We start from the raw sequence: 13,830 nt of genomic DNA on the forward strand, positions 1-13,830 counted from the left end.
AACAACAGCTTATCGTTGAATAATTGTTGCGACTCCTTGTCCACCACCAATGCAAAGTGTGGCAAGCCCGTACTTCACATCTCGTTTTTGCATTTCATGAAGAAGCGTCACTAAAATACGTGTTCCACTTGCACCGATTGGATGTCCAAGGGCAATTGCTCCACCATTTACATTTAGTTTATCAGAATCAAAGTGAAGTTCGCGATCAACAGCAATAGACTGAGCTGCGAAAGCTTCATTTGCTTCAATTAAATCGATTTGATCGAGCGTTAAGTCAGCTTTCTTTAAAGCTTTTCGAACAGCTTCAGCTGGACCAATACCCATAATCGCAGGATCTACCCCAACTGCAGCGTTTGCCACAATCGAAGCGAGCGGTTTAATTCCTAACTCTTCCGCTTTTTTCTTAGACATGACCACAACTGCTGCAGCACCATCGTTAATTCCGGAAGCGTTTCCAGCAGTGACTGTTCCATCTTTTTTGAAAGCTGGACGTAATGCGGATAATTTTTCTACCGTTGTGCCAGGGCGTACAAATTCATCTGCATCGAAAATAATTGGATCCCCTTTGCGTTGAGGAATTTCTACTGGCACAATTTCATCTTTGAATTTCCCTTCCTCAATCGCTTTTGCTGCACGAGCTTGGGAACGTGCCGCGAACTCATCTTGTTCTTGTCGCGTAATATGATATTGAGAAGCTAAATTTTCTGCTGTTACCCCCATATGATAATCGTTAAATGCACACCATAATCCATCATGAATCATGCTATCAATTAGGTTTTGATTGCCCATTTTAAAGCCGGAGCGAGCATTTTTTAATAGATAAGGTGCTTGGCTCATATTTTCAAACCCGCCAGCCACAACGATGTCTGCTTCACCTACTGCAACGGCTTGTGAAGCAAGGTGTACCGTCTTTAAACCGGAACCACAAACTTTATTAATTGTCATAGCCGGAACTGTTTTTGGAAGTCCCGCTTCTATTGCTGCTTGGCGAGCTGGATTTTGTCCTAGTCCTGCTTGCAGAACATTTCCCATTATGACTTCATCCACTTGATCCGGTTGAATTCCTGCACGACGTAACGCTTCTTTAATGACAATCGCGCCTAATGTTGTGGCAGGTACATCTTTTAACGAACCTTGGAAAGAACCTATTGCTGTTCTAACCGCACTTACAATAACTACATCATTTAACATGAACATCTCCCCCAATTTCAGTTTACATTGTATACACGATTTTGTGTGAATCCTAGAAACTAAAAAGTATTATTAGTAGAAAACAATTCAAAACCGTGCAATATTATTCTACCAAATGATATGTTATATTTTGTTTCATAATCAACATTTTTTTGTTAATTTGCGTTCATTTTCGACTTTTCAAAATTTATTGTCTTTATACATATTATCAAAAATGCGAAGGAGGTGTCCTAGATGAAAAAGAAAAAACGTAAAATTCTTTGGTTTTCAACTTTCATTACAATGACAGCTAGTGTACTGACTACAATTTTTGGTTTTGCATTAACAAATCGTCTCATGTACATCCAAAAGAAAGATGACGATTTTATATTAGATCGAGAATTGAAAGCGAATCGATTCGATGAAAACTGGTATAATCACGTGAAAAAAGATGAATTTACAATCGATTCCCCTAACGGCTATCCAATTAAAGGTATACTTTTACAACCTTGCCCTACGAAAAACACTGTGATTATTTGTCACGGTGTCACGGAAAATAAAATAAATTCAATTAAATATGCGCGAATGTTTGAAAGGTTAGGATTTAATTCTTTTGTTTACGATCATCGAAGACATGGAGAGTCCGGTGGAAAGACAACAAGCTATGGCTATTATGAAAAGTTCGACTTAGATGCTGTTGTCAAAACGGTTCGTTCAGTTATTGGAGAAGATGCAAAATTAGGGATTCATGGTGAGTCGATGGGTGCTGCAACCATGATTTTATATGCAGGTACGGTTGGAAATCATGTAGATTTTTATATTTCGGACTGCGCTTTTTCTGATTTTGAAGAATTATTGCGTCACATCGTCAAAAATTCAACCCGCATCAATCCTGATATTCCTATTCATTTAGCAGATTTCTTTATTCGTTTCCGAGATGGCTATCGCTTTAAACATCTCACACCGAAAGAAGCAGTAAAAAATATTAAGAAACCTATGCTATTTATTCATAGCATTCCAGATACATTCATTCCTTGTAAAATGACAGAAGAAATGTATGAATTGAAAAAAGGCCCAAAAGCATTAAAACTATTTGAGATGGGAGCTCATGCCCAATCATTTAATGAAAACCCAAGAGAATACGAAGAAACGGTTCGCGAGTTCTTAGAGAAATATATATTGAGATTTTAGAGAGCTTTGAATAGCATTAAATTCTTTTTCTATATTTCTTTTGTTTATCATTTGGACAAATAAAACCAAGCCCTCAATTGATAAAGCATTTAGTGAGGGCTTGTTTAAAAATCCAGCGCCATTATAAATGGGGTTAGTGCATTAATTACCTTTTTTATGAATATTTCTCATCATATGTAGAAAATCCATCAGCTAATGCACTTGTCTCATCAACTCTGCAAAATCTCACACGTGGAATTACAGTCATATTTGCATATATTTCCTCAATAGCAAATACACTATGACCAATGCATAAACCTCATCAATCCACAATAAAAAAGGTTATCCCTTTCCAGAAAAATTCCGATACAGGACAACCTTGTATGATTATTTTTGTTTTTCTTGAATTTTATTTAATTGAGCCATCATTTGACGAACTTGTTTTTCAGATGGTTTACGGCCCATTTGTGCCATCATTACACGAATCATTTGTTCATTAATTGGTGGGTTTTCTTTTAAATATTTCATCATTGATTGACGAGCTAGGAAGAATCCTAACGCAACGCCAGCTACTAACGCAACAATAATTAATAATATCGCTAGCCAAGTTTCCAAAATACTTACCTCCCTCTCAACTTTTCCCGAGAAAAACTTTACTCTCCACGATGGATTATACACTATTCATAACAGCGATTCTAGTTTTTCCCGAATTTTTCTAAACCCATACACTTTACATACCTTATGTATTTTAACCAAATTCCTCTATAATATAAAGATATTTTTCCAAAATAAAATATTTTTAATTTTCATACTTTATTAAAATGATACCTTTTCCAACTCAAAAAAATCCGAACTTATTTGAAACTCTCTGTACTAGAGTTTCAAATATTGTTCGGATGCTGTGATCATTCAAAATTCGTTATTTCGAATTTTCAGTAATCCATTGTTCAATAAATGGATAGTTTTCAGCTACGGCGCGTTTACCAGTAATAACCGAAACGTGTCCTGCATTAACAACATGCAATGTTTTATTTTTGCTGGAGACTTTATCATTCAACGGTTCAATTTGTTGCGGTAACACAATATTATCGCGAGTGGCAACAATATTTAATAAGTTCGCTGTAATGTTTGACAATAATACTCTTTCACCACGAACTTCTAATTCATCGTTAATCAATTTGTTTTCTTGGTAAAATTCGCGTATCCATTGGCGATATGCCTCACCCGGAAATGGCACACCATCATTTAGCCATTTTTGCATTAGCTTCCAGTTTAAAATTTTCTCTTCATTTTCAATATTAGAAGCAACATTGACGTAAACACCTACAGTATTTGAAAGTGGATTTAATAATTTATTACCAAAATCAATGAATTCAAACGGTACATTTCCGAAAGTTTCTACAATATTATCTAATTTGAAGTAGCGTTTATCTAACCAATTTGTATAAAGTCCGGCATCTTCGAAATCAATTGGACTTGTTAACAAGACTACATTGCGAATCGGCAATTTCTTTTGATAAAGAGCAGTAAAAATCGCCGTCATCGTTCCGCCCATGCAATACCCAAACATCGTGATTTCTTTTGCGCCAGATTGTTTTAGCACTTTTTTTACAGCCCGTGGTATATAATCAACAATATAATCTTCTAATTTCATATGGCGGTCCTCGAAACCAGCCGTACCCCAATCTAGTAAATATACATCATGGCCGCGGTCTGTTAAATACTCTATAAAACTATTCCCAGGGTACAAATCTAATATATAAGGTTTATTAATGAGTGCATAAATCATTAAAATTGGCACTTTATTCGTTTTTACTTTATTTGGCTGATAACGATATAATTTCGCTTTATTTTTTGTCCAGATAATTTCTTTTGGCGTTTGACCCACTTGAGGTTCTGGATCGGTAAATAATACTTTATTGAAACGTTGCAATTTTTCGAAATCTTTGTTTTTAGGCAAACTTTCAAACCATTCTTTTAATGGTGTTGTATCAACAGTAACCACAAAATCCCTCCCAACAATTGTTCCAATTAAACGATTTACATATATAGACCACCGTTTACAGCAATCGCTTGACCTGTTACATAGTCTGCTTGAACAAGATATAACACCGCTTGAGCAACTTCGCTCGGCAGTCCTAATCGTTTCATTGGAACTTTTTCTACAATATTATTCAGTACTTTTTCCGGCATAGCAGCCACCATTTCCGTTCCGATGTATCCAGGGCACACTGCATTCACGGTAATACCTTTGGAAGCAGTTTCTAATGCTAAAGATTTCGTAAAACCTAAAATCCCTGCTTTTGTCGCTGAATAGTTAGTTTGTCCAAACGCACCAGCTTGGCCTACGATGGAGCTAATCGTTACAATGCGGCCATAATTTTGCTCTAACATATGTTGGATGACTGATTTCGTTGCATTGAACACACCATTTAAGTTTACATTGATTACGGCATCCCAGTCTTCTTTTGACATATTTTTAAATGTTCGATCTTTTGTAATTCCTGCATTGTTTATTAAAATATCAATTTTTCCAAACTTCTCTATTACTTCTGCTGCTAGTTTTTCAGTATCATCAAAAACGGATACATCCGCTTGAAGGGCATGGAATTTGCCGCCTTCTTCTTCAATTACTTTCGCAACATCTTCAATTTGTTTTGGGCTGTTATTATATGTGCCAATAACCGTTGCACCATTTCTGGCTAACACCTTAGCAATCTCTGCACCAATTCCACGGGATGCACCAGTTACAATTGCCACTTTTCCTTCCAATGGTTTTAATGAATTCACTTGTTCTACTTCAAATACTGTAGTTGTCATAAAACAGTCTCCCTTTCTGAATATATTTTTATATAAAGATTATTTTGAAACCGTTTTGTTTGCTGTTGCCGCTACAGTAGCATTTGAGTCTGATATTGATTCAATCGACTTATTTAATAATTCAATGACCTTATCGAGTTTCTTTTCTAATGAAGAAACGGATTTTTTCAGAGCATCCATTTCTTTTACTAAGCGCTCTTCTTTCTCATCTATTTCATCTTCCAATTGATCAATTTTTGAATCAACATCAATAATGAGGGAAGCCACATTGGCAATTTCATCACGTGATGGTATATTTGTTTGTTTTAAATAGCTTTCCGTCATTTTATTGACAAGTTCTTGAAATTGAACATATTGACTTTGAATTTGTCCTAAACTTTCAGCAAAAGATTTTTTCTCTAGTGTTTCTTGAATGGCATCATGCCATGCACTTTCTGTTTTGTTATAGATTTCTTTCCATAAAGAAAAAACATCAAAGGTTGATTGGGTCAACGAAGATCATCTCCTCTACAAATCTTTTTATTTTTTTCATAACATATTTCAATATATTATTTATGCAGAAATTTCATTCTTATGAAAAATTTACAAATTTATGAATTTTTTGTAATAAAATAAATAATTTCAAATAAAAACAGTTGACAACAAATACATCTATGTGTAAATTACATATATAAGTAAATATCAGAGGGCGGTGTAAAAATATTGGTATCGAAAGATGAAAAAAAGAAACCGAAAAGTCCAAGTATTGGAGCGCCGAAAAACTTTTTAATCCCCATCATGTTGTTACATTTACGTGAATTTAACACTCATGGTTATGAACTGATGGAGAAAATTACAAAGTTTGGCATTGAATCATTGGATCACGGAAATTTTTATCGCCTATTAAGACAGCTTGAAAAAGAGAATTTAGTAACTTCTGTTTGGGATACAAGTTCTGGAGGACCAGCAAAACGCATTTATTCCATTACAGAAGCTGGCGAAAAATATTTAGATATGTGGGCTAATTCTTTAAGTGAATATCAACGTTTATTAAATCAATTTTTCAATTTATATAATCCATTTTTCACACCAAATACGACATCGAAACGATTAAAAGAACAATTCGCAGCAACTCCTCAAGCAACAGACGTACCAACCAAAGAAAAAACATCTACGAAAACCACTTCAACGAAAGCAAAATCCACAGCATCCACGACAAAACCTAAATCCACTCGTACTCGCAAAACAAAAGCACAAAGTTCCAATGCACCAGAAGAGCAACCACAATCTTAAATTTTTGGATGTAATGCATGAAAATGCATTCATTATAAATATAAAGTCTGCTTACATTAAAGGAGGAAATCAAGTAATGGCAAAAGAGCAACTTGCAAAAGGTGTAGATTTAGTATGGGACAGCTGGGTAAATAGCTTAAAGACGATTGAAAAAGTCCAAGAAGACTTTGAAAAAAGAGCTCTACAAACATTTAACGTACAAAAGGAATTTATTGAATCTTCCGTAAATGCCATTAATGCCATTGAAGAAGAAGGGAGAAAAGCTTCAAGAGAATGGCAAGAAAGACTTGAAAATAGCTTCAAAGAATTAGGTAAAGAAGGTCAATTCGATGACATTTCGAAATGGTTGGAAAGCGTTCAAGAAATTACAGACAAAGCACAAAATTTAGCTTGGAAACCAAACAACGCACTTCTTGATTTATTTACAAATGCGCAAAAACAAATCGAAATAACACTTCAACAAGCAATCGAGCAACAAAAACAAGAACGCATTGAAACATTAAATAAAATTGAAGAAATTGCTAATCAATTAAAAGAAACTCATAAAAAATTGTTGGCAGTTGCAGAATAATTTTTCCTACTAAACTTATAGTTAAATCCCCTTTTAATTAAAAAAATCCCCTAACTCCCCATTGAAACCCTGTTGTCCCATGTTGCCAACAGGGTTTTTCATTTCATTCTAATACGACGCATATTTCACCGGCTTTAACCAACCACATTCATGTTCCTCTTTATTAAATGCAAGAAAAGAATCATTCATTTGGCTTAAACTTTGGAACAAATCTAAATCAAGCATTCGCGATCCTTCACAAATGGCTTCAATATAATATTCGAACACTTTAATTTTAATTCGGCCTTTTAATTTATGTTCAAACCCTAAGTAATCATCCATCCAATGCATTTCAGGAAAACATTTTTGAAGATGCTGATAAATTTTTCCCTCTACATCCCCTTCAATTGGTTCACATAGATAACTTAATTGTTTTCTTGCAGAGGACTCCTGTTGATCATCTATTTTTGCAACCATTTCTAACAGCATTCTTTCCCTTCCAAAAACGAATGATTGATATTGTTTTTTTATGATGAATATTGAATATATTCTCATCTGCCTGTCCTCCTTCCTAACCTCATTATAATTGAAAGATTTTGAATTTTTTGTCAAACCTTGTCCCAATTATCGATATTTTTTTGCCAAATTCCGATAAAATCTTTCTTCTATTTTTATATTCCAAATCTCGGTCTTGAGTCTTAGTCGAAAATACAATTCAAGGTCATTTTGAGAAATAGTGATGCATTGTAACATTAAGGTACAAACGAGAAAGGAGAATGAAAATGAAAAAATTACTCTTATTGCTTGCAGCAGTGGTTCTAGTATTCATTATCCTTGGAACATTAGGACCTTTATTAGGGCTAGCTTTTGCCTTAGCTTTTGTATTCCTAGGAATGCACTATTACGTTAAAAGTAATTCTGTTTTTAGCAAGGTGATTTGGATATTCATTGGTTTAATTGGATTATTGATGGCTGTATCCAATATCCCTGCTTTAGTTGGTCTTGTAGCAATCGTCCTCTTATATGCGCTATATAAAAAATGGAAAAATGAAGATATTACACTTCCTATCAAAGAAGAGGATGATCCTTTCACAAACTTTGAAAATGAATGGTCAAAAATTACAAAATAAGGAGAGATTTTAAATGATGAGTTTATTAAAACGTTTCCGCTATACATTAGAAGCAGATTTACATGCACTGTTTGACAAAAAAGAAGCGAAAAATCCAATTGCTATGTTAAATCAATATATTCGCGAAGCTGAAAAACAAACAGAACAAACAGGGAAACTATTAGAAAGACAAAGATTATTAAAAGAAGAATTGGAACAAAATTTAAAAGAAACTGGCAAAATGCTGGAGAGAAGAACAAATCAATTGGAGTTAGCAAAAGCTAGCGGTGAAGAAGATTTAATTCTCTTTGCGACACAAGAAGTGGAAACTTACAAAAGCCGCCAAATGACATTACAAGAAAGCTTAAATCAAGCGAATGAGGAAGTCATTCAATTAGAACAAAAATTTGAAATGATGAAGCATAAGATTCAAGATATGAAAGTTCGACAATTGCAATTAATGGGGAAAGAAAATGTCGTGCGAGCGAATGTAAAGATGAATCGTGTATTAAATTCTGAAGATATGAACTTCCATGAGCTATCAACTTATATAGATCAACTATCAAATAAAATTGAGAAAAACTACGAATATACTCAACTCGAAACTCGCTTAGCCCTATTAGAACAACAATCAACCAAAAATAACGATGAAACATCGATACTTTCATCAAAGGAATAATCGAACATGCTATAATGAAAAAGATGAGAAATTAAGAAGGGAATTATCTCCCTTCTTTATTATTATTAAACATTTATCGTGCAACATGAAGGAGGAACCACGTTGAAAAGTTTGACGACGAAGCAGTTAACAACCATTTTTATTATGATGTTGCTTATTGTTTTTGCGGAGCTAACCATTTTCAATAACGGTGGTGCCTTCTTTCTAATTATTGGTGCATTTCTTCTTTATAAAAGTTTTGTAAAAGAGAAAAAGCTGTATTTTTGGTTAGGTGCTTTTTTTATCTTTTTAGCTATTATCACCATTTGGAGTTTGCGATTCTTTATCGTCTGCGTAATCATTTATATTCTCTTTAAACATTTAACAAAACATCATAAAGAAGTAACCATATTAGCAAAAGACTTTGAATTAGGGACAGTTCAGAAAAATGATTTTCTACACACCTCATCCATTCCAATGGAAAATTATAAATGGCAAGATATCCAAATCCAAAACTTTTTAGGCGATTACACGATTGATGTGACAGAAACGATTTTACCAGCAGGTACTTCTGTAATAACGATTCGCCAAGGGATAGGAAAAATAAAAATTATTTTACCTTATGAAATTCCTTTCCGCATTCAATATTCTGCTCTAATTGGTGAGGCAAAATTATTGCATTATTCACCGAAAAGATTGTGGAATGAACGGCTTGTTTTTGAAGATGGTGACCCGAATGAAGCAAAACGAAAACTAGTTATTCATGTCGCTACTTGGCTTGGGGATGTGGAGGTGATTCGGAAATGATTTCACTGATATTCCGCACCTTTACGATTTCACTGATTATTTTAGGTATGTTTTTTGGACTTTTCTATTTATTATATGGTGTACCAAATGAAACAACTTGGAGTCCTATATGGGAAAATTATTATAACGAGCTGCCGCTTTTTGCAATTATTGTAATTGGTACGTTCATTATCAGCTTTTTCATAAGCTTATGGTGGATGATTGTAGAAAAATCAAAAGAATTCACTACATTACATTATGTAAAGCAATTGGCTGAGCCTGAGCTAACTGTTAAACGAAACGTTTCCTATCCACTCCGAAAAGCTTTAATTGAAACGAATGAATTAATCGAAACGCAACGAAAAAGTCTGCAACGTTTATCCAATGAAAAAGCAGAAGCAAGTGACAAAATCATTCAGGAACGTATTATCGCAGAAAGACAAAGACTTGCAAGGGAACTTCATGATTCCGTTTCTCAACAATTGTTTGCTGCGTCGATGTTGTTATCTTCCATAACAGAAACGGAGACTCCACCGGATAATGCAAAACATACGCTAATACAAATTGAAAAAATGGTGCAGCAAGCCCAATTAGAAATGCGTGCATTGTTATTACATCTCCGACCAATCGCATTAAAAAACAATACCCTTGCTCAAGGGTTAAAAGAATTAATTAACGAATTAAAGCAAAAAGTCAACGTTGAAATTGAATATGAAATTGAAGAGATTCAGCTTTCAAAAGCTGAGGAAGACCATTTATTCCGCATCGCTCAAGAAGCGTTATCGAATACATTGCGCCATGCAAAAGCAACGGAAGTGGAACTGCTACTGATTGAAAGAGATCAACTGGCAATATTAAGAATTCAAGACAATGGCCGTGGATTTGATATGAATAAAGAATCCAATACGACTTCTTATGGTTTACGAAACATCGCGGAGCGTGCTGTGGAAATTGGAGGAAAATATAAAATAGTTTCGGTGCCTGGCGAAGGAACGATTGTTGAAGTAAAAATACCATTGAAAGCACAAGATGAGATGGAAGAAAAGATTTCACTTGATGAAATACGGGAAAAGCATTTGATGGAACAGAAAAATTCGGGAGGTGAATCAGATGATTAAAGTATTCATTGCCGATGATCATGAGATGGTTCGCATCGGTGTCTCTGCATACCTATCAGCCCAAACAGATATGACCGTTGTCGGAGAAGCAAGTAATGGTCAAGAGGCAGTGGAAAAAATTCTCCAGCTTAAGCCTGACATTGATATTATCTTGATGGATAATGTGATGCCAGTTATGAACGGTGCTGAAGCGACGAAAGAAATTTTAAAAGCATGGCCGGAAGCAAAAATTATGATGGTGACAAGTTTTCTTGATGATGATAAAGTTTACCCTGCACTAGAAGCTGGCGCTATCAGCTACATTTTAAAAACTTCCAATGCCAAACAAATTGCAGAAGCGATTCGAAAAACCGTTAGCGGCGAATCCGTGTTGGAACCTGAAGTCACTTCAAAGATGATTAACCGGATGCGAAATACAAATAGCCATCCCCTTCATGAACAATTAACTGATCGGGAAATGGAAGTATTATTACTTATAGCCCAAGGTAAATCAAATCAAGAAATTGCAGATGAATTATTTATCGCTTTGAAAACCGTAAAAACGCACGTGAGCAATATCTTATCGAAATTGGAAGTTCAAGACAGAACCCAAGCAGTGGTATATGCATTCCAAAATGGGCTGGTGAAATAACAAGATATGGGGTGTCTAGAAAGAGGAAAACACCCCCTCTCCTTTTCTCCTGCGGTCACTATCCTCGCCCAGAAGATCCATCTCAACATTTAACCACCTCTAAAATCTTCTTAACCCTTCTATTCCATAAAAAAGAGGATACCTTCTAAATAGAAGATATCCTTCTTTCAGCATTATAAAGCTTTTACTTTTGCCACTACATTGTCGACAGTAAATCCGTATTTTTCCATTACCACTTCACCTGGGGCACTTGCACCAAACTTATCAATCGCAAGTACATCTCCTTCTGTGCCAACATATTTATGCCAGCCTAAAGAAGAACCCATTTCAATAGCCAATCGTTTTGTCACCGCTTTTGGCAAGACAGATTCTTTATATTCATCAGACTGCTGTTCAAATCGATCAACAGACGGCATCGATACAACCGATACATCGATACCATCTTCACGTAATTTCTCTTGGGCTTTCACCGCTAATGCTACTTCAGAACCTGTAGCAATTAGAATAGCATCTGGTGTATCTTTTATCGCTGGTGATACGACATATGCACCTTTTGCAACACCTTCTTTAGCTAGAGCTGCTGTATTTTCAAGCACAGGTAAGTTTTGGCGTGAAAGCACTAAAATTGTTGGTTGATTTGTTGATTGAATTGCAAGTTTCCATGCTTCTTTTGATTCATTTGCATCAGCAGGGCGAATAACAGAAACATTTGGCATAGCACGGAAAGATGCTAAATGTTCAATTGGCTCATGTGTTGGCCCATCTTCCCCTACAGCGATTGAGTCGTGCGTGAACACATAAGTAACTGGTAGTCCCATCAATGCAGATAAGCGAACTGCTGGTCGAATATAATCAGAGAAGACGAAGAATGTACCACCAAATACTCTTAAACCACCATGTAGCGCCATACCGTTTAAAGCAGCACCCATCGCAAACTCGCGCACGCCAAACCAAACGTTGCGACCTTCAGGTGTTTGCGCTGAAAAATCGCCTCCACCTTTAATTGTTGTTTTGTTAGAACCAGCAAGGTCGGCACTTCCTCCAAAGAAATAAGGCACTTTTTTCGCTAATGCATTAATTACATCGCCAGAAGATGAACGAGTCGCAATAGATTTTCCAGGCTCATATGCAGGAATCTCTTCATCAAAATCTTCCGGAAGTTCATTATTCATAGCTTTAATAAATTGCTCTGCTAATTCTGGATATTCCTTTTTATAGTTTTCAAATTTCTCGTTCCATTCTGCCTCAGCCTGTACACCGTTTACTTCAGCAGCTGCTTTGAATGTTTCATACACTTCTTCCGGAATTTTAAACGGCTCGTGCTTCCAGCCATAGAATTCCTTCGTTAACTGAACTTCGTCAGCTCCAAGTGGTGCACCGTGAACATCGGATTTTCCAGATTTATTTGGCGAACCATAACCAATTACTGTTTTTATTTCAATTAATGTTGGTTTCCCTTTTGACTGCTTTGCTTGTGCAATCGCGTCATTAATTGCATCCACATCTGTGCCATCTTCTACACGAATATAGTTCCATCCACAAGCTTCAAAACGTTGTTGAATGTTTTCAGAGAAGGCTTTTGAAAGATCGCCGTCTAATGAAATATCATTTGAATCGTAAAGTACGATTAATTTTTCAAGTTGTAAATGTCCTGCTAATGAAATAGCTTCGCCAGCAACACCTTCCATTAAATCTCCATCACCGCAAAGAGCAAAAGTATAATGATCTACAATTTCATGACCAGGTTTATTGTATGTAGCTGCTAAGTGACGTTCAGCCATCGCCATACCAACAGCCATTGCAATACCTTGTCCAAGTGGGCCAGTTGTTGCTTCAACCCCTACTGTGTGACCGTATTCAGGATGCCCAGGCGTTTTTGAACCCCATTGGCGGAAATTTTTGATTTCTTCCATATCTAAGCCATATCCACCTAAATGGAGAAGGCTGTATAATAACATGGAACCGTGTCCTGCGGAAAGAATAAAGCGGTCGCGGTTAAACCATTTTGGGTTTTTTGGATTATGGCGCATTTGTTTCGTCCATAATGTGTATGCCATTGGAGCTGCACCCATTGGAAGACCTGGATGCCCAGAGTTCGCTTTTTCAATGGCGTCAATTGATAAAGTTCGGATTGCGTTAATTGCAAGTAAATCCGCTGTAGTCGTCATATGATTGACATCCTTTCTCGTGCTAAATATTTGTTCCGTATTCAGTTTAGACAACATTTACAGAGAAAACAATCTAATTTTTAGGAATGTCATATTTTTTACTTTAGATAGCAATATACTTATAACTCGTTAATTTAATTTATTGCGGCGAAGCTGTTTTATTTTATCCGGTGTGACATCGTTACCTTCGATATCATATACTTGCACATTTTCAATCGTCTTTCTAAATGACTCACGGAAAGCCTCTAAATATTCTTTCCTTAACATTGTGCGCTCTTTCGCTTCTTCTTCTGTTAATTTGCCCTCCTTCGCTTTTCTCGTTAATTCATTGATGCGGGCAATTTTTTCTTTAGACAACATTCCATTCACACCTTTCCT

Annotated in this window: 16 protein-coding genes; 8 read left to right on the plus strand and 8 right to left on the minus strand. The window is 35.7% G+C overall.

What is annotated here, in order from left to right; translation table 11 throughout:
- Positions 1–9 precede the first annotated feature (9 nt).
- Complete coding sequence (locus tag NST00_RS12560) at positions 10–1,191, minus strand: acetyl-CoA C-acetyltransferase (protein ID WP_016836888.1); 1,182 nt, start codon at positions 1,189–1,191, stop codon at positions 10–12.
- Between the two features lie 234 nt (positions 1,192–1,425).
- Between NST00_RS12560 and NST00_RS12565 the strand changes: the two genes are divergently transcribed.
- Complete coding sequence (locus tag NST00_RS12565; protein WP_184656199.1) at positions 1,426–2,361, plus strand: alpha/beta hydrolase; 936 nt, start codon at positions 1,426–1,428, stop codon at positions 2,359–2,361.
- A gap of 366 nt (positions 2,362–2,727) precedes the next feature.
- Here NST00_RS12565 and NST00_RS12570 read toward each other — a convergent pair whose 3' ends face one another.
- The 4 genes from NST00_RS12570 to NST00_RS12585 all read right to left on the minus strand — a co-directional run bounded on the left by NST00_RS12570 (position 2,728) and on the right by NST00_RS12585 (position 5,652).
- Complete coding sequence (locus NST00_RS12570; protein ID WP_016836886.1) at positions 2,728–2,955, minus strand: YneF family protein; 228 nt, start codon at positions 2,953–2,955, stop codon at positions 2,728–2,730.
- 304 nt (positions 2,956–3,259) lie between these two features.
- A complete protein-coding gene (gene phaC / locus NST00_RS12575) occupies positions 3,260–4,345 on the minus strand; it encodes a class III poly(R)-hydroxyalkanoic acid synthase subunit PhaC (protein WP_016836885.1) in 1,086 nt (361 codons plus the stop codon).
- 35 nt (positions 4,346–4,380) lie between these two features.
- A complete protein-coding gene (gene fabG, locus NST00_RS12580; RefSeq protein ID WP_016836884.1) occupies positions 4,381–5,160 on the minus strand; it encodes a 3-oxoacyl-[acyl-carrier-protein] reductase in 780 nt (259 codons plus the stop codon).
- Between the two features lie 39 nt (positions 5,161–5,199).
- Complete coding sequence (locus tag NST00_RS12585) at positions 5,200–5,652, minus strand: polyhydroxyalkanoate biosynthesis repressor PhaR (protein WP_096550752.1); 453 nt, start codon at positions 5,650–5,652, stop codon at positions 5,200–5,202.
- Between the two features lie 210 nt (positions 5,653–5,862).
- Between NST00_RS12585 and phaQ the strand changes: the two genes are divergently transcribed.
- The gene (gene phaQ, locus NST00_RS12590; RefSeq protein WP_340710045.1) at positions 5,863–6,432 is read left to right on the plus strand and encodes a poly-beta-hydroxybutyrate-responsive repressor; all 570 of its coding nucleotides are present in this window, start codon (positions 5,863–5,865) and stop codon (positions 6,430–6,432) included.
- 76 nt (positions 6,433–6,508) lie between these two features.
- Complete coding sequence (locus NST00_RS12595; protein ID WP_016836881.1) at positions 6,509–7,003, plus strand: hypothetical protein; 495 nt, start codon at positions 6,509–6,511, stop codon at positions 7,001–7,003.
- A gap of 108 nt (positions 7,004–7,111) precedes the next feature.
- Here NST00_RS12595 and sirA read toward each other — a convergent pair whose 3' ends face one another.
- Positions 7,112–7,537, minus strand: a complete 426-nt coding sequence (gene sirA / locus NST00_RS12600; protein ID WP_016836880.1) for a sporulation inhibitor of replication protein SirA — start codon at positions 7,535–7,537, stop codon at positions 7,112–7,114.
- A 227-nt stretch (positions 7,538–7,764) separates the two neighbouring features.
- Between sirA and NST00_RS12605 the strand changes: the two genes are divergently transcribed.
- The 5 genes from NST00_RS12605 to NST00_RS12625 all read left to right on the plus strand — a co-directional run bounded on the left by NST00_RS12605 (position 7,765) and on the right by NST00_RS12625 (position 11,284).
- Positions 7,765–8,112 (plus strand): lmo0954 family membrane protein, encoded by a 348-nt coding sequence (locus NST00_RS12605; RefSeq protein WP_016836879.1) that lies wholly within the window; start codon positions 7,765–7,767, stop codon positions 8,110–8,112.
- Positions 8,113–8,125: 13 nt separating this feature from the next.
- A complete protein-coding gene (locus NST00_RS12610) occupies positions 8,126–8,770 on the plus strand; it encodes a PspA/IM30 family protein (protein ID WP_016836878.1) in 645 nt (214 codons plus the stop codon).
- Positions 8,771–8,872: 102 nt separating this feature from the next.
- The gene (gene liaF / locus NST00_RS12615; RefSeq protein ID WP_016836877.1) at positions 8,873–9,556 is read left to right on the plus strand and encodes a cell wall-active antibiotics response protein LiaF; all 684 of its coding nucleotides are present in this window, start codon (positions 8,873–8,875) and stop codon (positions 9,554–9,556) included.
- Entirely contained in the window at positions 9,553–10,653 is a 1,101-nt protein-coding gene (locus NST00_RS12620; protein ID WP_016836876.1) for a sensor histidine kinase, read from the plus strand. Before liaF ends, NST00_RS12620 begins: the two co-directional genes overlap by 4 nt.
- On the plus strand, positions 10,646–11,284 hold the full coding sequence (locus tag NST00_RS12625; protein ID WP_016836875.1) for a response regulator transcription factor: 639 nt from the start codon (positions 10,646–10,648) through the stop codon (positions 11,282–11,284). The genes NST00_RS12620 and NST00_RS12625 overlap by 8 nt, the downstream gene beginning before the upstream one ends.
- A 173-nt stretch (positions 11,285–11,457) precedes the next feature.
- Here NST00_RS12625 and tkt read toward each other — a convergent pair whose 3' ends face one another.
- Both tkt and NST00_RS12635 read right to left on the minus strand, forming a co-directional pair.
- Positions 11,458–13,452, minus strand: a complete 1,995-nt coding sequence (gene tkt, locus NST00_RS12630) for a transketolase (protein WP_340710046.1) — start codon at positions 13,450–13,452, stop codon at positions 11,458–11,460.
- Between the two features lie 129 nt (positions 13,453–13,581).
- Complete coding sequence (locus NST00_RS12635; RefSeq protein ID WP_016836873.1) at positions 13,582–13,812, minus strand: DUF896 domain-containing protein; 231 nt, start codon at positions 13,810–13,812, stop codon at positions 13,582–13,584.
- Between the last annotated feature and the right edge of the window lie 18 nt (positions 13,813–13,830).

The sequence above is a fragment of the Ureibacillus sp. FSL K6-0165 genome, from assembly GCF_038004285.1.
GTDB classification, from domain to species: Bacteria; Bacillota; Bacilli; order Bacillales_A; family Planococcaceae; genus Ureibacillus; species Ureibacillus thermosphaericus.

What these genes read in the sequence shown, in the direction of transcription:
- NST00_RS12605 (WP_016836879.1), top strand. Translation starts at nt 7,765, where the DNA reads ATGAAAAAATTACTCTTATTGCTTGCAGCAGTGGTTCTAGTATTCATT.
- NST00_RS12595 (WP_016836881.1), top strand. Translation starts at nt 6,509, where the DNA reads ATGGCAAAAGAGCAACTTGCAAAAGGTGTAGATTTAGTATGGGACAGC.
- NST00_RS12560 (WP_016836888.1), bottom strand. Translation starts at nt 1,191, where the DNA reads ATGTTAAATGATGTAGTTATTGTAAGTGCGGTTAGAACAGCAATAGGT.
- fabG (WP_016836884.1), bottom strand. Translation starts at nt 5,160, where the DNA reads ATGACAACTACAGTATTTGAAGTAGAACAAGTGAATTCATTAAAACCA.
- NST00_RS12610 (WP_016836878.1), top strand. Translation starts at nt 8,126, where the DNA reads ATGATGAGTTTATTAAAACGTTTCCGCTATACATTAGAAGCAGATTTA.
- NST00_RS12620 (WP_016836876.1), top strand. Translation starts at nt 9,553, where the DNA reads ATGATTTCACTGATATTCCGCACCTTTACGATTTCACTGATTATTTTA.
- NST00_RS12565 (WP_184656199.1), top strand. Translation starts at nt 1,426, where the DNA reads ATGAAAAAGAAAAAACGTAAAATTCTTTGGTTTTCAACTTTCATTACA.
- NST00_RS12625 (WP_016836875.1), top strand. Translation starts at nt 10,646, where the DNA reads ATGATTAAAGTATTCATTGCCGATGATCATGAGATGGTTCGCATCGGT.
- tkt (WP_340710046.1), bottom strand. Translation starts at nt 13,452, where the DNA reads ATGACGACTACAGCGGATTTACTTGCAATTAACGCAATCCGAACTTTA.
- sirA (WP_016836880.1), bottom strand. Translation starts at nt 7,537, where the DNA reads ATGAGAATATATTCAATATTCATCATAAAAAAACAATATCAATCATTC.
- NST00_RS12635 (WP_016836873.1), bottom strand. Translation starts at nt 13,812, where the DNA reads ATGTTGTCTAAAGAAAAAATTGCCCGCATCAATGAATTAACGAGAAAA.